Genomic DNA, 16554 nt, shown 5'->3' with positions numbered 1-16554 from the left:
CATAACGCCGCGAGAACTCGGCCTCCGCCGCCTACCGGGCGCAGCAGCCGTCCTCGCAGGTGTCAGGTTCCCGCTCCCCGGTCAGCACAGCCACGGGAGCGGCGCAGCATGCGTCGCCCTTCCACGCTTCGACTCCCTCTCGAACAGCGAACACAGCGATCACCAGCGCGGCTACGGAATCCGCCCATGCCCACCCGAACAGGCTGTTGAGTAACAGGCCCGCCAGGAGCGCGGCCGAGAGATACGTGCAGATGAGGGTCTGCTTCGAGTCGGCGACGGCGGAGGCCGAACCGAGCTCGCGACCGGTGCGGCGCTCGAACCAGCTGAGGAACGGCATCACGAGCAGGCTCAACGCCGCGATTGCGATCCCGACCGGCGAGTGCTCAGGATCCCGCAGGCCGAACAGCGACAGCACGGCGTCGACGCTCACGTACGCGGCGAGACCGAAGAACGAGACTGCGATCACCCGCAGCGCGACCTTTTCTCGCTTCTGCGGGTCAGGCGCCGCGAACTGCCATGCGACCGCCGCTGCCGAGAGCACCTCGACGATCGAGTCCAATCCGAACCCAATGAGCGCCGCGGACGAGGCAACGCCGCCTGCGATGAGCGCGACCACCGCCTCGATGACGTTCCAGGTGATCGTGATCGCAACCACGACCCGGATGCGGCGGCGCAGCACGTCACGGCGCTCAGGTGCGAGCATGAGCGCGGTCATCGGGGCTCCCCTGCGTCGCAGCAGCCGGCAACCGAGCATGCCGGATCGACGCATGGTGCGCTCTCGTCGACCGCCAACGTCACCGACACAAGACTCGCGAGCGCCGCTGCAAGATGCGGATCCGCGATCTCGTAGCGGGTCTGCCGCCCCTCCGGCTCAGCGACGACGATGCCGCAGTCGCGCAGACACGTTAGGTGATTCGAGACGTTCGACCGCGTCAATTCGAGTCCCCGTGACAGAACGGCCGGATAGCTGGGGCCATCCAGCAGCGTGAGGAGAATCCGTGAACGGGTCGGATCGGCCATTGCCCGTCCGAGCCTGTTCATCACGTCGACGCGAGAAGCAATAGTCAGCACACGCTGACTATACAGCGATGGCTGACGCTTTCCAAGCGGGGTTAGACGTTCCCATCACGGACGATTCCGATAGTGAGAGCCACGGGGTATGAGTCTACCTGCGCCGCTCTCCCCCGCCTCACCCCTCGCGAGGGCAGGCACCCACGCGGGATCAGGCGGCAGGGTGGGAAAAGTGCCTGATGCGGCGCGGACGCCTGTTCAGTCGCGAACCGCGCGGAACGCCCTGGTCACGTACGGCACCTCGATCACACCGTCCCCGTGCAGGCCGAGCTCGTCGAACAGGGCGTCCATCTCGCGGCGGATCCGTGCCTTCTCGGCATCGTGGGCGGTGATCACAGCGCTGCGGGACGCGGCCATGCGGTGCAGGAGTTCCCGCGTCATGGGGCGCGACCACTCCCAGCGGTCCTGCGCCAGAGCGCCGAAGGGCTCCGCCACCACGGGGTCGCCCGCCGCGAGCATGATCTCGGCGTTGCTGCCGTGCATGATGTCGGTGAGCCGGCGCACCCAGTCGACGCGCTCGTCGCGGAGGTTCCAGACGAGACCGAGCACCCCGCCCGGCCGCACCGCGCGACCGATCTCCGCCGAGGCGGCGACCGGCTCGACCCAGTGCCACGCCTGGCCGAGCACGATGGCGTCCACGCTCGCGTCCGGAAGCGGCAGCGACTCGGCGGTCCCGACGAACGTGGGCACCCCGGGGACGGCGTCGCGAAGGGCGGCGAGCATCGCGGGGTCCGGATCGATCGCCACCACCTCGGCGTCCGCAGCCGTGACGAGCGCCCGCGTGAGCTTGCCGGTCCCGGCGCCGACATCGGCGACCCGACGCGCACCGTCCGCCATCGGTTCGAGCATCCAGGCGACGGCCTCGAAGGGGTACTCGGGCCGTCCGGCCTCGTAGCTTCCGGCCGCCGCACCGAAGGATCTCGCGAGTTCGTCCGCCATGTGGCCAGCATACGGCGAGCCTGCACAGCGACGTCGGAGGCCCGGGAGAGAGTGAGGACGTGCCACTGGACTTCACTGCGATCGACTTCGAGACCGCGAACTCCAGCCCGGCCTCCGCGTGTTCCGTGGGACTCGTGCGGGTGCGGGACGGGGAGGTCGTCGCCACCGCGAACTGGCTGATCCAGCCCCCGCCCGGCCACGACGAGTTCCAGGAGTGGAACGTCCGCATCCACGGCATCCGCCCCGAGCAGGTGCTGTCGGCGGCGACGTGGGTCGATCAGTTCGACCGCCTGTGCGGCTTCGCGGGCGCCGACGTGCTCGTGGCCCACAACGCCGGCTTCGACCTGAACGTCCTGCGACGGGCGACGGAGGTCACGGGACAGATCTGCCCGCCGTACCGGTCGCTGTGCAGCCTCCAGGTGGCACGGAAGACCTATCAGCTCGACTCCTACCGCCTGCCCCTCGCCGCCGCGGCGGCCGGGTACGCGGAGTTCTCGCACCACGACGCACTGGCGGATGCCCTCGCCTGCGCCCAGATCATCGTGGACGCGGCCGCGCGCGCCGGGGCCGCGGATGTCTTCGGCCTCGCCGACGCCCTCGGCCTCCGCGTGACGGAGCCTGCCGCACCGGCGCTGGAGCGCGCCGTCGCCTGACGCACCTCGCGTCCTCCCGGCGATGTCGGAGGCCCCGGGCATCATGGAGCCATGGATGCCCTGTCGATCGTTCTTCTGCTCGTGGCCCTCGCCGCGGGCGTCGCTCTGGGCTGGTTCCTGCGAGCCGGACGCAGTGCCGCCGACATCGCACGCACGCAGGCGGAACTCGCGGCCGCGCGAGACGACCGCGATCGCCAGTACGACCTCTATCGGGACGCGGTCGAGCACGCTCGCACCGAGCAGCGGGCGGAGGCACAGCGCGTCCAGCAGCAGAACGCCGTGCTGCAGGCTCTGGCGCCGGTCCGCGAGAGTCTCCAGCAGATGCAGTCCAAGGTCGCCGCGATCGAGAGCGAGCGTCAGGCGCAGTTCGGCACACTCGCCGAGCAGCTCCGGCGCGCGCAGGAGTCCGATGAAGCGCTCCGCGCGACGACCGAGTCACTGGCGGGTGCGCTGCGCTCCACGTCCACCCGCGGCGTCTGGGGCGAGACCCAGCTGCGGCGCGTCGTCGAGGCGGCGGGGCTGACCAGACATGTCGACTTCGATCTGCAGGCGACGATCACCTCCGACCGCGGCCAGGGGCGCCCCGACATGGTGGTCCGCCTTCCGGGCGGCACGTCGATCGCCGTCGACGCGAAGGTGCCCCTCGACGCCTACCTTGAGGCCTCCGCCCTCCCCCTCGGCGACGCCCACGAGTCTCAGCGCCGCGCGCACATGCAGAAGCACGTCCGCGCGGTCCGCGCCCACGTCGACGCCCTCGCCAAGAAGGCGTACTGGTCCGGCCTCGACGCCAGCCCCGAGTTCGTCATCTGCTTCCTGCCGAGCGAGTCGCTGCTGGCGGCCGCCATCGATGAGGACCCCACGTTGCTCGACTACGCCTTCAGCCGACGAGTGGCCCTCGCCTCCCCCGTCAACCTCTGGGCGGTCCTCAAGACGGTCGCCTACACCTGGACCCAGCAGGAGGTGTCCACCGAGGCCCGGACGCTGCTCGCGCTCGGCACGCAGCTGTACGAGCGCCTCGGCACTCTCGCCGGTCACGCCGACGATCTGCGGCGGGCGATCGAGCGCACGGTCGACAGCTACAACCGCTTCGCCGGCTCCCTGGAGTCCCGGGTTCTCGTGACCGCCCGGCAGTTCCCCGGCGTCGATGCGGAGGCCCTCGCGCCTGTCTCGGCGATCACCGCGGACGGACGGCGCTTCACCGCACCCGAACTGCTGGTCCCGACGGAGGCCGAGGCTACCGCCGACACGATGCAGGCCGACGTCGGCGAAGTTCGCGCGCGCCTCGACCACGCCGCCGCGCTCCACGACCGGGAGCAGTGACGGCGGACGCGACCGGATCCCCGATCGCGGAGTGTCAGGCGACGCCAGGGACGCCGCTGAGCAGCACGATGACGAGGCCGCTCGTGGCGAGGAAGGCGCCGATCATCCACCAGGCGCTCACCTCGTGCCCCTCCGCGCGGCGGACGCGGAACAGCACGTCGGCGCGGCGAGCCGGATCGACGGCCGGCTGCGCAACCGGTGCCGGCGGGGCCACGGCGGCCGCTTCGGCATCGGCACTCACCCGGAGGATGCGTCCGGTGTTCGTGGTGATGATCTTGGTCGGCGCGGCGCTCTTCGAGCCGCTCGTGTGCTGCGTTGTCATGCGTTCGCCCTCCTGTGCCTGCGGTGCCTGGCGGCTCCGTCGACGGCGACAAACCCAGTGACAATTCTGGCACGGCAGCTCGCCGAACCGGGCCCGACTCGTGGAGGAGGCGATACCGGGTCGGTAACGATGGCGAGAATCCGGCCCGCGATCATGCCGACAGGAGAGCCGTCACAGCCACTTCGAGACGAGGTGCTCCGACGCGATCCGGCGGAGGGTTCCGGAGGCGCCCCGCAGGACCACGCTCTCGGTGTAGACGTAACCGCGCTCACGGCGCACACCGGCGACGAGCTGGCCGTCCGTGACACCCGTCGCGACGAAGATCGTGTTGTTGCCCTGCACGAGGTCGTCCGCCTCGTAGACCTTGTCCATGTCGAGTCCTGCGTCGATGCCGCGCTGACGCTCGTCGTCGTCGCGCGGCCAGAGCCGGCCCTGGATGTGGCCGCCGAGGGCCTTGATCGCGCACGCGGTGACGATGCCCTCCGGGCTGCCGCCGACGCCCACGCACATGTCGGTGCGGGCGTCGTGGCGTGCGGCGTTGATCCCGCCGGCGACATCGCCGTCGCTCATGAGACGGGTTCCGGCCCCGGCGTCCCGGATCTCCTGGATGAGCTGCTCGTGCCGCGGACGGTTGAGCACCGACACCACGATCTCGTCCACCGGCTTGTCCAGCGCGCCGGCGAGCTTGCGGATGTTCTCGCCGATCGGCAGGCGGATGTCGACCACGCCGACGCCGGCGGGCCCCGTGACGAGCTTGTCCATGTAGAAGACGCTGGAGGCGTCGAGCATCGTGTCGCGGTCCGACACCGCGATCACCGAGAGCGCGTTCTGCCGACCGGCCGCGGTCAGCGACGTGCCGTCGATCGGGTCCACCGCGATGTCGCAGAGCGGCCCGCGTCCCGTCCCGACGACCTCGCCGTTGAACAGCATCGGGGCGTTGTCCTTCTCGCCCTCGCCGATCACCACGCGGCCCTGGAAGTCGACCGTCCCGAGGAACGCCCGCATGGCGTCGACGGCGGCGCCGTCGGCAGCCTCCTTCGCACCACGACCGATGAACGGAACGGCACGGATCGCCGCCGCCTCGGTCGCACGCACCAACTCCATCGCGAGGTTACGGTCGGGACGCAGCGGGCTCAGGTCGGCAGTCAGACTCACCATGAACCCCAGCCTATCCGCGAGCACCGGATCGATCGCCCCGTTTTCCGCCTCTGAGCGAGGAAGAAATCGCCGTTCTTAACACCACCGAAGGACGGTGCCCACCGACGCGCGACTCCTCCTGCCGAAGCCGGACACCCGCCCCGATAGAGTGGCAGCTGTCCCGGCTTCACCTACCGCAGGAGTTCTCATGCCCGTCGCCACCCCGGATCAGTACGCCGACATGCTCGACCGCGCGAAGGCAGGCGGCTTCGCGTACCCCGCGTTCAACGTCTCCAGCTCGCAGACGATCAACGCCGTCCTCCAGGGCCTGACCGAGGCCGGCTCCGACGGCATCATCCAGGTCACCACCGGTGGCGCCGACTACTTCGCCGGCCACACGGTCAAGGCTCGTGCGACCGGCGCTCTCGCCTTCGCCCGCTACGCCACCGAGGTCGCCAAGAACTACCCGGTCACCGTCGCCCTGCACACCGACCACTGCCCGAAGGACGCTCTCGCGGGCTTCGTCGAGCCGCTCATCGCCGCCTCGGAGGAAGAGGTCAAGGCTGGCCGCAACCCGATCTTCCAGTCCCACATGTGGGACGGGTCGGCCGTGCCGCTCGCAGAGAACATCGAGATCGCCAAGGAGCTGCTCCCCCGCATGAAGGCGATCAACGCCATCCTCGAGGTCGAGATCGGCGTCGTCGGCGGTGAGGAGGACGGCGTGCAGCACGAGGGCTCGAACGAGGCGCTCTACACGACGTTCGCCGACGTGGACCAGGCCGTGCAGGCGCTGGGCCTGGGTGAGCAGGGCCGTTACATCGCCGCCCTCACCTTCGGCAACGTTCATGGCGTGTACAAGCCGGGCGGCGTGAAGCTGCGTCCGGAACTGCTCGGCGAGATCCAGGCCGAGGTCGCCGCGAAGTACAACACCGGCGAGAAGCCGCTCGACCTCGTCTTCCACGGCGGCTCGGGCTCCACCGACGAGGAGATCGCTCTCGCGGTCGCCAACGGCGTCATCAAGATGAACATCGACACCGACACCCAGTACGCCTACACGCGCGCCATCGCCGATTACATGTTCAAGAACTACGACGGTGTGCTGAAGGTCGACGGCGAGGTCGGCAACAAGAAGCAGTACGACCCGCGCGCCTGGGGCAAGATCGCCGAGTCGGCGATGGCCGCCCGCGTGGTCGAGTCCACCCGCCAGCTCGGCTCGTACGGCCAGTCGAAGAGCTGACACCACCAGACACACGAAAAGGGCCCGGCGTCTTGCCGGGCCCCTTTCGTCTGCGTGTCGGCGTCAGCGCGCCCCGGTCGCCTGGTCGAGGTAGGCGATGAAGGCCGGGTCGCCCATCATCGGCACGACGAGGCAGAACGAGGCGATGCCCAGCGTGATGACGGCTCCGACGAGCGGGAGCCACCAGGTGAGGCGGCCACGACGCAGGCGACGGATCGACAGGGCCGCCGTGACGCACCAGCCGACTGCCAGCACGACGGCGGCGATCGTCCCCCACGTGCGCCCCGCGGCGTAGTTGGTGAACTCCCCCTCGATGCCCAGCATGCCCATGGTCTGGTTCATCACCGGGACGATGTCGAGGTAGGACAGGCCGGTGACGATGACGTTCACGAGGCCGTAGGCGAGCAGCGCGATCGTCGCGAACCGATCCACTGAGGAGGGGCGCGCCGGAGCAGGAGCCGCGGGCGCGGGGTCCGAGACGGGAGCCGACGGGGCGATCACCTCTGCCACGGGCGGCAGCCCCGCTGCCCTCCGCTGCTCCTCTGGTGTGGCGAGTTCCCCGTATCGGGGGCGCTGGTCGGTCATCCCGCCATCGTATCGGCCGAGGCTCAGCTCGCTCGTTCAGAGAAGTCGGACCCCCAACCGATAGCGGCCCCGGAGAAGTGGGGACTTCTCGGGGCCGCGGACGTGGAGCGCTGGGGACGCTCCTCATCCCGTTGGTCGCCGGCGCTGGGGACGCCGTAGGCGATCAGTAGGGCGTTGTCAGCCACTACGCCTTCGATCATAGGGAACCCTCGATGCCCACACCAGGGCCCCGAATTCAGATGGTGAACTCGGCGTCCGGGCCGTCGGTGTCCAGGGCGTCCGCCCCGAGCTGCAGGGAGAGCCGCCGGGCCGTGCGCTGCAGGTTCGACACGAGACGACGGTTGACCACCGCCCGGTCCGCGGGCAGGGAGACGGCCAGCGACGCCGTCACCCCGGGGGCGATGACCGGAACCGCGACACAGGTGGCTCCGATCGCATACTCCTCCCGGTCGATCGCCCACCCCGGCGTCTGCTCGAGCTGCGTGAGGAGCGTCCGGCGGTCGCTGATCGTCCGAGGCGTGAGCTCCTCGAGCCGGTGCCGGGAGAGGTAGTCCAGGCGGTCCTCCTCGGAGAGCGCCGCGAGGATCTGCTTGCCCAGCGCGGTCGCGTGGGCGCTGGCGTGCAGCCCGACCCAGAGCTCGATGCGCGGATTCCGTACGGCGTCCACGATATCGACGAGATGCATCTCCCCGTCCGCATATCGGGAGAGGTAGGCCGTGGCGCCCACGTCCTCCGTCACTGCGCGCAGAGCGGCGCGCACCCGAGCCAGGAACACCCCACGAGAGTCGATCTGCTGCTGGAACGCGGGGAAGCGTCCGCCCAGCACGAGCCCGTCCGGTTCGGCGCTGAGGTACCCCTCGTGCACGAGCGTGCGGACGAGGTTGTAGGTCGTTCCCGGAGTGAGCCCCGTGATCGATGAGAGCATCTTGGCCGGAAGCGGACGCGGGGAGTTCGCGACGATGTCGACCAGGCGGAGCGCGCGTTGCACGGACCCGATGAGGGTCGGCTCCGCCTCCGCGGCGTTCACCGCTATGCACCCCCTCCTGCGGAGGCGCGGCCGCCGAGGGCGCGCGCGTCGCGCTGGCCCGTGGCGTCCTGACGGAGCTCCTTCGGCAGGGAGAACATGAGGTCCTCCTCCGCCGTCTTGACCTCTTCCACGTCGCGATACCCGGCATCGCCGATCGCGTCGAGCACCTCGCGCACGAGCACCTCGGGGACGGAAGCGCCGCTGGTGACGCCCACCGTCTCCACGCCGTCGAGCCACTCCTGGCGGATCTCCTCGGCGTAGTCCACGCGGTAGGCGGCCTTGGCTCCGTACTCGAGGGCGACCTCGACGAGCCGCACGCTGTTGGAGGAGTTGGCGGAGCCGACCACGATCACGAGATCAGCGCGCTGAGCGACCTTCTTGATGGCGACCTGCCGGTTCTGCGTGGCGTAGCAGATGTCGTCGGACGGCGGGTTGTGCAGCTCGGGGAACCGGGTGCGGAGCCGGTTCACCGTCTCCATCGTCTCGTCGACGGAGAGCGTCGTCTGCGACAGCCACACTACCTTGGACGGGTCCTTCACCTGCACGGTGTCGGCTTCTTGCGGAGAGTTGACGACCGTGACGTGATCGGGCGCCTCTCCCGCGGTGCCCTCGACCTCCTCATGTCCGTCGTGGCCGATGAGCAGGATCTCGAAGTCGTCCCGCGCGAACCGCACGGCCTCGCGGTGGACCTTGGTGACGAGCGGGCAGGTGGCGTCGATGGCGTGCAGGCCACGGTCGGAGGCGGCGTTCACGACCGCCGGGGAGACGCCGTGCGCGCTGAAGACGACGTGCGCGCCCTCCGGCACCTCGTCGACCTCCTCGACGAAGATCGCGCCCTTGGCCTCGAGCTCCGTCACGACGTGGATGTTGTGCACGATCTGCTTGCGGACGTAGACGGGGGCGCCGTAGCGCTCCAGCGCCTTCTCCACGGCGACCACCGCACGGTCCACCCCCGCACAGTATCCGCGGGGGGCGGCGAGCAGGACGCGCTTGTGTCCGGGCACCGGGTTATCCTGAAGCCGCCCGGCCGCGGCGCGCACTCGTGGGATGCGAGGAGCGGGAGGATGAACGGCAGTCGAAGTCACCCCTCGATTCTACCGTCGCCCGGCTGGACGGGGCCGGAGAGTGCGCGGGCAGGAACGGGAGCAGATGACAGTCTTCGAAGCGACGACGGGACCGGGAGAGACGCCGCCGGCGGATGCCGTCGCCCCGCGCGACTCCACGGCGCAGGCGCCGACCTCGGTCGCGCGGCTGAACGCCACCATCCGCGACTTCGTCGCACGGTGGAACACGGTGTGGGTCGAGGGCGAGATCACCTCCTGGAACGTCCGCGCCGGCAACGTCTTCGCCCGCCTCAAGGACACCCGCTCCGATGCACAGATCTCCATCCGGGTCTGGTCGAGCGTGCGCGGCCGCATCCCCGCCGACCTGGGCGTGGGCGATCACGTCGTCGCCGCCGTCAAGGCCGACTACTTCGTGCGCTCCGGAGACTTCAGCTTCGCGGTCTCGGCCATGAAGCATGTCGGACTGGGCGACCAGCTCGAACGGTTGGAACGGCTGCGCGTGCAGCTCCGCCAGGAGGGCCTCTTCGATCCCGCCCGCAAGAAGCGGCTGCCGTTCCTCCCCCACGTCATCGGCCTCATCACCGGCGAGCGCTCCGACGCCGAGAAGGACGTCCACCGCAACGCCGAGCTGCGCTGGCCGCAGGTGCGATTCAAGACCGCGTACGCCGCGGTGCAGGGCGATCGCTGCGTGCCGGACACCTTGGCGGCTCTCGCCCGCTTGGACGCCGATCCCGAGGTCGACGTCATCATCATCGCGCGCGGCGGCGGCGACCCGCAGACACTCCTCGGCTTCAGCGACGAACGCCTCGTCCGAGCCGTGGCCGCCGCCTCCACACCGGTGGTCAGCGCCATCGGCCATGAGAACGACCACCCCCTCCTCGACGACGTCGCCGACCTGCGCGCCTCGACGCCGACCGATGCCGCCAAGCGTGTCGTCCCCGACGTCGGGGAGCAGCGCGCACTCATCGCGCAACTGCGGTCCCGGGCCACCACCCGCCTCACGCAGCGCCTCACACACGACATGGCCCAGCTTGAGCAGCTGCGGTCCCGGCCGGTGCTGCGCTCGCCCGATCCGATCATCGACAGCCGCGCGCAGGAGACCTTCCTGCTTCTCGCCCGCGGTCGCGACGCGGTCGCCCGGCAGCTCGACGACGCCGGCCGGCGGACGAGCGAACTGCGCGCCTCGCTACGCGCCCTCTCCCCCGCCGCCACTCTGGCCCGCGGCTACGCCATCGCCCACCTCGAAGGCGGCGTGATCCTCCGCGACGCGGCCGATGCGCCTGCAGGCAGCGCGCTCACGCTCACCGTGGATCGCGGGTCGCTCGCGGTTCGCTCGGAGGGTGAGATCGCGGAAGGCGCCTGAGCGGGCGGCGTCCGGGGCACGACGTAGGATGGAGGAGTGAGCGCCGTGAACGACACCCCCGTGGACACGCTGTCGTTCGAGGCGGCCCGTGACGAGCTCGTCCGGGTCGTCGCCGAGCTCGAACAGGGGGCACCGACCCTCGAGCACTCGCTCGCGCTCTGGGAGCGCGGTGAGGCCCTGGCCGCCCGCTGCGAGGAGTGGCTGCTCGGCGCGAAGCGTCGTCTCGAGGCTGCACGCACCACCACCCCCGACGAGAGCGACGCGTCATGAGCAAGGGTCCCGCGATCAATGCCGACCTCGGTCGACCGGAGACGCCGGACGAGACCGCGGCACGCAAGGCCGCGTCGAGCAAGGCCTACCGGTCGAGCCAGACGGTCCGCAACCTCGTCGCCGCGCTGGTGGTGACCCTCGCGGTCGTCGTCGTCATCATCGCGCTCGTCCCCCGGGGCGAGCCGGTCGCCGCGAAGCCGATCGACGTGGCCGCCATCGCCGCGGACGTGGAGTCGTCCATGGGCAGCCCGGCGATCGTCCCCGACACGGACGAGTTCTGGCGAGTGAACGCGGCCGAGCTCCAGAGCGGAGCCCCCGTGGTCTGGGAGGTCACCCTCGCGCCTGCGGCACAGGACGAGCGCGGGTTCATCAAGCTCGCCCAGGCCTTCGATGCCGATGCCTCCTGGGCCCCGCAGCGGCTGAACGGCGTCGCCCCGACCGACACCGTGCGTATCGGCGGTCTGGAGTGGGACGTCTATCGGCCCGGGTCCGCCGGCGCGGAGGCGAACGTCACCTACGCCCTCGGCACCCAGGCCGGCGACGACTACGTGCTTCTCTACGGCTCCCGCTCGGCCGACTCCACCGCCGAGCTCGCGGAGTCGCTCATCCCCCAGATCCGCACCGTCTCGGAGGCCCGATGACCCACCCGCTGACCCCCGCCGCCGCCTGGAAGCAGATGCAGGACGGCAACCGTCGCTTCGTCCGCGACGAGCCCCAGCACCCGAACCAGAACGTCGACCGCCGCAAGGACCTCACCGCGGCGCAGCACCCCGTCGCGACGCTCTTCGGCTGCTCGGACTCTCGTCTCGCCGCCGAGATCATCTTCGACCTCGGCCTCGGCGACCTCTTCGTGGTGCGCAACGCCGGGCAGGTGATCGGCGAGTCGATCGTGGCGAGCCTGGAGTACGCGGTCGCCGTTCTCGAGGTCCCGCTCATCGTGGTCCTCGCGCACGACTCCTGTGGTGCGGTGCGCGCCGCCATCGACGGCACCGCCATCGACGCGGACCCGCTCCCCCCGCACATCTGGAAGCTCATCGCGCCGATCGTCCCGGCCGCCCGCAAGGTGCTCGCGGAGAGCGGCGGCGGCACGGTGGCCGACATCGATGCGGAGCTCGTCGGACGCGAGCACCTTCGCAACACCGTCAACGACCTGCTGCAGTCGTCCGAGATCATCAGCAACGCCGTCGCCGAAGGCCGTCTCGGCATCGTCGGCGCCAACTACCGTCTGGCCGAGGGTGAGGCAGCGCCCGTCATCACGGTCGGCATCGAAGCCGAGGGGATCGACCCCGCAACCAAGGAGGGTTCGGAATGACCGACACCGAGTACCGCATCGAACACGACACCATGGGTGAGGTGCGAGTGCCCGTGAACGCGCTCTACGGGGCGCAGACGCAGCGCGCCGTGGAGAACTTCCCGATCTCCGGCAAGGGCCTGGAGTCCACGCAGATCGCCGCACTCGCGCGCATCAAGAAGGCCGCCGCGCTGGCGAACAAGGAGCTCGGCACGCTCGACGGCGCCATCGCCGACGCGATCGCCCAGGCCGCCGACCAGGTCGCCGCAGGCAGCCACGACGGCGAGTTCCCCGTCGACACCTACCAGACCGGCTCCGGCACCTCGTCGAACATGAACATGAACGAGGTCCTGGCGACGCTCGCGAGCCGCATCCTCGGCTCCACCGTGCACCCCAACGACCACGTGAACGCCTCGCAGTCGTCGAACGATGTGTTCCCCACCTCGGTGCACATCGCGGTCACCCAGGCGCTCATCGACACCCTGATCCCCGCGCTCGACCACCTCGCCGTCGCGCTCGAGGCCAAGGCGGAGCTCTGGAAGGACGCGGTCAAGTCCGGCCGCACGCACCTCATGGATGCGACGCCCGTCACGCTCGGCCAGGAGTTCGGCGGCTACGCCCGTCAGATCCGCCTGGGCATCGAGCGTGTGCAGTCGGCGCTCCCCCGCGTGGCCGAGGTACCGCTGGGCGGCACCGCTGTCGGCACCGGCATCAACACGCCGCTCGGCTTCCCGCAGAAGGTCATCGAGCTGCTGGCCGCCGAGACCGAGCTGCCCATCACCGAGGCGAAGGACCACTTCGAGGCGCAGGCGAACCGCGACGGTCTCGTCGAGGCCTCCGGCGCGCTCCGCACGATCGCCGTGTCGCTCACGAAGATCAACAACGACCTGCGCTGGATGGGTTCCGGCCCCAACACCGGTCTCGGCGAGCTGCACATCCCCGACCTGCAGCCCGGTTCCTCGATCATGCCGGGCAAGGTGAACCCCGTCGTTCCCGAGGCCGTGCTCATGGTGTGCGCGCGCGTCATCGGCAACGACGCCACGGTCGCCTGGGCTGGCGCCTCCGGGTCGTTCGAGCTGAACGTCGCCATCCCGGTCATGGGCACCGCGCTGCTCGAGTCGATCCGTCTGCTGTCGAACGCCTCCCGGGTGCTCGCCGACAAGACGATCGACGGCCTGCAGGCGAACCTCGACCGCGCCGCCGCCTTCGCGGGCATGAGCCCGTCGATCGTGACGCCGCTGAACAAGCTGATCGGCTACGAGGCCGCAGCCAAGATCGCGAAGCACTCGGTGGCGAAGGGCATCACGGTGCGCGACGCCGTGATCGACCTCGGCTACGTCGAGCGCGGCGAGCTGACGCTGGAGCAGCTCGACGAGAAGCTCGACCTCCTGTCGATGACCCACCCGGGCTGATCCACGCCTGACACGGATGCCGCGGGGACCTCGGTCCTCGCGGCATCCGTCGTCTCAGCCCCCGTCCCGTCCCGTCCCCGTCTCGATCCCGTCCCCGTCTCGGCCAGGATCCGGGCTCCGTCCGTCGCGGTTTTTGTCTCGGATGCACGACCACGTTCCGCCCGCACGTCGGAATCCTCAGATCAGGACTGCCCGCGGCTCCGGATCGTGCAGGCGACTCCTCCTCCACGAGTCCCCGGACACCCCGACTCATCCCCACGACGCCCCTCCTGCCCCGTGGAGACACCGGAGGACGCAGAATCAGCGGATGCTCGATCCTGTCTCGACCCTCACTCGTCTCGGAGGCATCGCCCGTGGGCGCGACCTCGGGGCTTTCGGAATCCCGCGCTCCGCCTTGTCGCGCGCGGTGCGCGCCGGCCGGATCCGTCGGGTCCGCTCCGGGGTGTTCGCCACCCGCGACACCGACGCGACCGTGCTCACGGCAGCTGCCCATGGTGGAGCCATCAGTTGCGGCACCGCGCTGCGCGCCCACGGAGTCTGGGTGCTCTCGGAGAGCGATGCGCCGCACGTGTGGCTGGGTCGCAACGGCCGCGCGCACCCGCACGTCGGGTGCCGGTGCATCCCGCATCATTTCGAGGGACGCACCCGGTTCGGCATCGTGTCTGTCGAGGACGCGCTTCGGCATCTGCACGTGTGCGAGGGTGACGAGGCCTTCTTCGTGTCCTTCGAGTCGGCCTGGCGGCAGGGACTGATCGGGCGGGCAGCGCGAGACCGGATCCGCGCCGCGCTACCCCGGTCCGCGCGTTGGCTCGTGGACCTCGCTCGTCCTGACGCGGACAGCGGCCTGGAATCCCTGCTCCGCCTCCGGCTCCATGTCCTCGGCGTGCGCCTCACGACGCAAGTCGCGATCCCCGGTGTCGGCCGCGTGGACTTCGTCGTCGACGGCCGCCTCATCATCGAGGTCGACGGACGTGAGCACCACGGCGCCCCTGCGATGCGCCACCGCGACCTCGCCCGTGATGCCGTCGCATCGCGACTCGGGTACGAGACGCTGCGCTTCGATTACGCCCAGGTCGTGCACGACTGGCCCACGGTTCAGGCTGCGATCGAAGGCGCCCTCCGTCGAGCCCACGACCGCATCTGACGTCTGATCCCGCCCTCACGAACCCGGTTCCGCATGCACGACTCCGTTCCACCCGCACGACCCCTCGGCCCGCAGCGGCCGGCCGACGGTGCAGGATCGTGCAGGTGTCGCTACCGACGTCCGAGGGCCCGCGGCACGGATGCACGAGCCCGACACGGATGCACGATCGGAGAGGCCAGTGGGGCCCACGGGCGGGATGAGGTCGTGCGGGCGGGGCACGGTCGTGCAGCGGGACGAGGTCGTGCGGGCGGGCCCGGATCGTGCAACCGGGCCCGCCGGCGCGGGTCAGCTGAGTTCGCCGCCCTCCAGGAGGTCGGTGACGAGGGCGGCGATGGCGGAGCGCTCCGAGCGGGTCAGGGTGACGTGGCCGAAGAGGCCGTGTCCTTTGAGGGTCTCGATGACGCTGGCGATGCCGTCGTGGCGACCGACGCGGAGGTTGTCGCGCTGCCCGACGTCGTGGGTGAGGATCACGCGGGAGTTCTGCCCCATGCGGCTGAGCACCGTGAGCAGCACGTTCCGCTCCAGGGACTGCGCCTCGTCCACGATCACGAAGGCATCGTGCAGGGACCGCCCACGGATGTGGGTGAGGGGCATCACCTCGAGGAGTCCGCGTTCGACCACCTCGTCGATGACGTTCCCCGAGACCACGGAGCCGAGGGTGTCGTACACCGCCTGACCCCAGGGGTTCATCTTCTCGCCCTGGTCGCCCGGGAGGTATCCGAGCTCCTGGCCACCTACGGCGAACAGCGGACGGAAGACGATGATCTTCTTCTGCTGCTGCCGCTCCAGCACGGCCTCCAGACCCGCGCACAGTGCGAGCGCCGACTTCCCGGTGCCCGCGCGCCCACCCAGGGACACGATGCCCACCTCGGGGTCGAGGAGCAGGTCGATCGCGATGCGCTGCTCGGCGGAGCGCCCGTGCATGCCGAAGATGTCCCGGTCACCGCGGACGAGCCGGAACTCCCCGTCGCCGGTCACCCGACCGAGAGCCGACCCTCGCTCCGAGTGGATGATGAGGCCCGTGTTGAGGGGAAGCCCGTGCACGTCCTCGCTGAGCCCGACCTCGCTCTCGTAGAGGTCGCTGATGTCGTCGCCGGAGAGATCGAGCGTGGCGATGCCGGTCCAGCCCGAGTCCACGGCCTGCTCGGCGAGGTACTCCTCGGCGCGGAGCCCCAGGGACGCGGCCTTCACCCGCATCGGGAGGTCCTTCGACACGATGGTCACGTCCTGGCCGTCCTGCGCGAGGTGCATGGCCACCGAGAGGATGCGGCTGTCGTTGTCGCTGAGGCGGATCCCCGCGGGCAGCACCGAGAGATCGGCGTTGCCGAGCTCGACGCGGAGGGTGCCGCCCTCGCCGACCTCCACCGGGAAGTCGAGTCGACCGTGCTCGACGCGCAGGTCGTCGAGGTGGCGCAGCGCCTGGCGGGCGAAGTACCCGATCTCCGGGTCGTGCCGCTTGCCCTCGAGTTCGGTGATGACGACCACCGGGAGCACCACGGAATGCTCCGCGAACCGGAAGAGCGCCTGCGGATCGCTCAGCAGGACCGAGGTGTCGAGGACGTAGGTGCGCAGATCCTGATCCGGTTCTGCGGCCGCGGCCTGACTCGGCGTCTGACGGGTGGACTGCTGCGCGGTGCTGGTGGACTGCTGCGCTGTACGTGTGGTCACGACCCACTCCCGACCCGGGGATTCCCGGCTATTCGAACGAGTCGACCAGGG

General features: G+C 70.2%; 18 protein-coding genes. 9 read left to right on the top strand and 9 right to left on the bottom strand.

Annotated elements, in window-relative coordinates; all coding sequences use genetic code 11:
* Positions 1-31 precede the first annotated feature (31 nt).
* From WFJ36_RS01320 to WFJ36_RS01310, 3 genes are all read right to left on the bottom strand, one after another.
* Positions 32-715: a cation transporter gene (locus WFJ36_RS01320; protein ID WP_071328167.1), complete on the bottom strand. Its 684-nt coding sequence runs from the start codon at positions 713-715 to the stop codon at positions 32-34.
* Positions 712-1071, bottom strand: a complete 360-nt coding sequence (cmtR, locus tag WFJ36_RS01315; RefSeq protein ID WP_083391666.1) for a Cd(II)/Pb(II)-sensing metalloregulatory transcriptional regulator CmtR — start codon at positions 1069-1071, stop codon at positions 712-714. Before cmtR ends, WFJ36_RS01320 begins: the two co-directional genes overlap by 4 nt.
* A gap of 198 nt (positions 1072-1269) precedes the next feature.
* Positions 1270-2010 carry a class I SAM-dependent methyltransferase gene (locus WFJ36_RS01310; RefSeq protein ID WP_071328166.1) on the bottom strand — a complete coding sequence of 247 codons (741 nt, stop codon included), beginning with the start codon at positions 2008-2010 and terminating at the stop codon, positions 1270-1272.
* Positions 2011-2069: 59 nt separating this feature from the next.
* Between WFJ36_RS01310 and WFJ36_RS01305 the strand changes: the two genes are divergently transcribed.
* Positions 2070-2663 (top strand): exonuclease domain-containing protein, encoded by a 594-nt coding sequence (locus WFJ36_RS01305; protein WP_071328165.1) that lies wholly within the window; start codon positions 2070-2072, stop codon positions 2661-2663.
* A gap of 51 nt (positions 2664-2714) precedes the next feature.
* Complete coding sequence (gene rmuC, locus WFJ36_RS01300; protein WP_336642486.1) at positions 2715-3983, top strand: DNA recombination protein RmuC; 1269 nt, start codon at positions 2715-2717, stop codon at positions 3981-3983.
* Positions 3984-4017: 34 nt separating this feature from the next.
* Here the strand turns inward: rmuC and WFJ36_RS01295 are convergent, their stop codons facing one another.
* Both WFJ36_RS01295 and glpX read right to left on the bottom strand, forming a co-directional pair.
* Positions 4018-4305 carry a hypothetical protein gene (locus WFJ36_RS01295; RefSeq protein ID WP_060922698.1) on the bottom strand — a complete coding sequence of 96 codons (288 nt, stop codon included), beginning with the start codon at positions 4303-4305 and terminating at the stop codon, positions 4018-4020.
* 171 nt (positions 4306-4476) lie between these two features.
* Positions 4477-5463, bottom strand: a complete 987-nt coding sequence (gene glpX, locus WFJ36_RS01290; RefSeq protein WP_060922697.1) for a class II fructose-bisphosphatase — start codon at positions 5461-5463, stop codon at positions 4477-4479.
* Between the two features lie 187 nt (positions 5464-5650).
* Between glpX and fbaA the strand changes: the two genes are divergently transcribed.
* Positions 5651-6679 (top strand): class II fructose-bisphosphate aldolase, encoded by a 1029-nt coding sequence (fbaA, locus tag WFJ36_RS01285; RefSeq protein WP_025103954.1) that lies wholly within the window; start codon positions 5651-5653, stop codon positions 6677-6679.
* A 63-nt stretch (positions 6680-6742) separates the two neighbouring features.
* Here the strand turns inward: fbaA and WFJ36_RS01280 are convergent, their stop codons facing one another.
* From WFJ36_RS01280 to WFJ36_RS01270, 3 genes are all read right to left on the bottom strand, one after another.
* Positions 6743-7264 carry a DUF6264 family protein gene (locus WFJ36_RS01280; protein ID WP_071328163.1) on the bottom strand — a complete coding sequence of 174 codons (522 nt, stop codon included), beginning with the start codon at positions 7262-7264 and terminating at the stop codon, positions 6743-6745.
* Positions 7265-7499: 235 nt separating this feature from the next.
* A complete protein-coding gene (locus WFJ36_RS01275) occupies positions 7500-8291 on the bottom strand; it encodes an IclR family transcriptional regulator (protein ID WP_071328162.1) in 792 nt (263 codons plus the stop codon).
* Between the two features lie 2 nt (positions 8292-8293).
* A complete protein-coding gene (locus WFJ36_RS01270) occupies positions 8294-9340 on the bottom strand; it encodes a 4-hydroxy-3-methylbut-2-enyl diphosphate reductase (protein WP_177173808.1) in 1047 nt (348 codons plus the stop codon).
* Between the two features lie 100 nt (positions 9341-9440).
* On the opposite strand from WFJ36_RS01270, the gene xseA reads away from it, so the two are divergent.
* The 6 genes from xseA to WFJ36_RS01240 all read left to right on the top strand — a co-directional run bounded on the left by xseA (position 9441) and on the right by WFJ36_RS01240 (position 14835).
* A complete protein-coding gene (gene xseA / locus WFJ36_RS01265; RefSeq protein WP_071328160.1) occupies positions 9441-10718 on the top strand; it encodes an exodeoxyribonuclease VII large subunit in 1278 nt (425 codons plus the stop codon).
* 36 nt (positions 10719-10754) lie between these two features.
* The gene (locus tag WFJ36_RS01260; RefSeq protein ID WP_336642485.1) at positions 10755-10988 is read left to right on the top strand and encodes an exodeoxyribonuclease VII small subunit; all 234 of its coding nucleotides are present in this window, start codon (positions 10755-10757) and stop codon (positions 10986-10988) included.
* A complete protein-coding gene (locus WFJ36_RS01255) occupies positions 10985-11629 on the top strand; it encodes a DUF4245 family protein (protein ID WP_071328159.1) in 645 nt (214 codons plus the stop codon). Before WFJ36_RS01260 ends, WFJ36_RS01255 begins: the two co-directional genes overlap by 4 nt.
* The gene (locus WFJ36_RS01250; RefSeq protein ID WP_025103947.1) at positions 11626-12300 is read left to right on the top strand and encodes a carbonic anhydrase; all 675 of its coding nucleotides are present in this window, start codon (positions 11626-11628) and stop codon (positions 12298-12300) included. Before WFJ36_RS01255 ends, WFJ36_RS01250 begins: the two co-directional genes overlap by 4 nt.
* Entirely contained in the window at positions 12297-13691 is a 1395-nt protein-coding gene (locus WFJ36_RS01245) for a class II fumarate hydratase (RefSeq protein WP_062633568.1), read from the top strand. The genes WFJ36_RS01250 and WFJ36_RS01245 overlap by 4 nt, the downstream gene beginning before the upstream one ends.
* A gap of 307 nt (positions 13692-13998) precedes the next feature.
* Entirely contained in the window at positions 13999-14835 is an 837-nt protein-coding gene (locus tag WFJ36_RS01240; protein ID WP_336642484.1) for a type IV toxin-antitoxin system AbiEi family antitoxin domain-containing protein, read from the top strand.
* A 285-nt stretch (positions 14836-15120) separates the two neighbouring features.
* Here the strand turns inward: WFJ36_RS01240 and WFJ36_RS01235 are convergent, their stop codons facing one another.
* The gene (locus tag WFJ36_RS01235) at positions 15121-16503 is read right to left on the bottom strand and encodes a PhoH family protein (RefSeq protein ID WP_071328157.1); all 1383 of its coding nucleotides are present in this window, start codon (positions 16501-16503) and stop codon (positions 15121-15123) included.
* Between the last annotated feature and the right edge of the window lie 51 nt (positions 16504-16554).

This window comes from Microbacterium sp. MMO-113, from assembly GCF_037148555.1.
Lineage (GTDB): Bacteria > Actinomycetota > Actinomycetes > Actinomycetales > Microbacteriaceae > Microbacterium.
This window is presented reverse-complemented; position numbering and strand designations above follow the sequence as displayed.

What these genes read in the sequence shown, in the direction of transcription:
- WFJ36_RS01320 (WP_071328167.1), bottom strand. Translation starts at nt 715, where the DNA reads ATGACCGCGCTCATGCTCGCACCTGAGCGCCGTGACGTGCTGCGCCGC.
- WFJ36_RS01310 (WP_071328166.1), bottom strand. Translation starts at nt 2,010, where the DNA reads ATGGCGGACGAACTCGCGAGATCCTTCGGTGCGGCGGCCGGAAGCTAC.
- rmuC (WP_336642486.1), top strand. Translation starts at nt 2,715, where the DNA reads ATGGATGCCCTGTCGATCGTTCTTCTGCTCGTGGCCCTCGCCGCGGGC.
- WFJ36_RS01295 (WP_060922698.1), bottom strand. Translation starts at nt 4,305, where the DNA reads ATGACAACGCAGCACACGAGCGGCTCGAAGAGCGCCGCGCCGACCAAG.
- glpX (WP_060922697.1), bottom strand. Translation starts at nt 5,463, where the DNA reads ATGGTGAGTCTGACTGCCGACCTGAGCCCGCTGCGTCCCGACCGTAAC.
- fbaA (WP_025103954.1), top strand. Translation starts at nt 5,651, where the DNA reads ATGCCCGTCGCCACCCCGGATCAGTACGCCGACATGCTCGACCGCGCG.
- WFJ36_RS01280 (WP_071328163.1), bottom strand. Translation starts at nt 7,264, where the DNA reads ATGACCGACCAGCGCCCCCGATACGGGGAACTCGCCACACCAGAGGAG.
- xseA (WP_071328160.1), top strand. Translation starts at nt 9,441, where the DNA reads ATGACAGTCTTCGAAGCGACGACGGGACCGGGAGAGACGCCGCCGGCG.
- WFJ36_RS01255 (WP_071328159.1), top strand. Translation starts at nt 10,985, where the DNA reads ATGAGCAAGGGTCCCGCGATCAATGCCGACCTCGGTCGACCGGAGACG.
- WFJ36_RS01250 (WP_025103947.1), top strand. Translation starts at nt 11,626, where the DNA reads ATGACCCACCCGCTGACCCCCGCCGCCGCCTGGAAGCAGATGCAGGAC.
- WFJ36_RS01245 (WP_062633568.1), top strand. Translation starts at nt 12,297, where the DNA reads ATGACCGACACCGAGTACCGCATCGAACACGACACCATGGGTGAGGTG.
- WFJ36_RS01240 (WP_336642484.1), top strand. Translation starts at nt 13,999, where the DNA reads ATGCTCGATCCTGTCTCGACCCTCACTCGTCTCGGAGGCATCGCCCGT.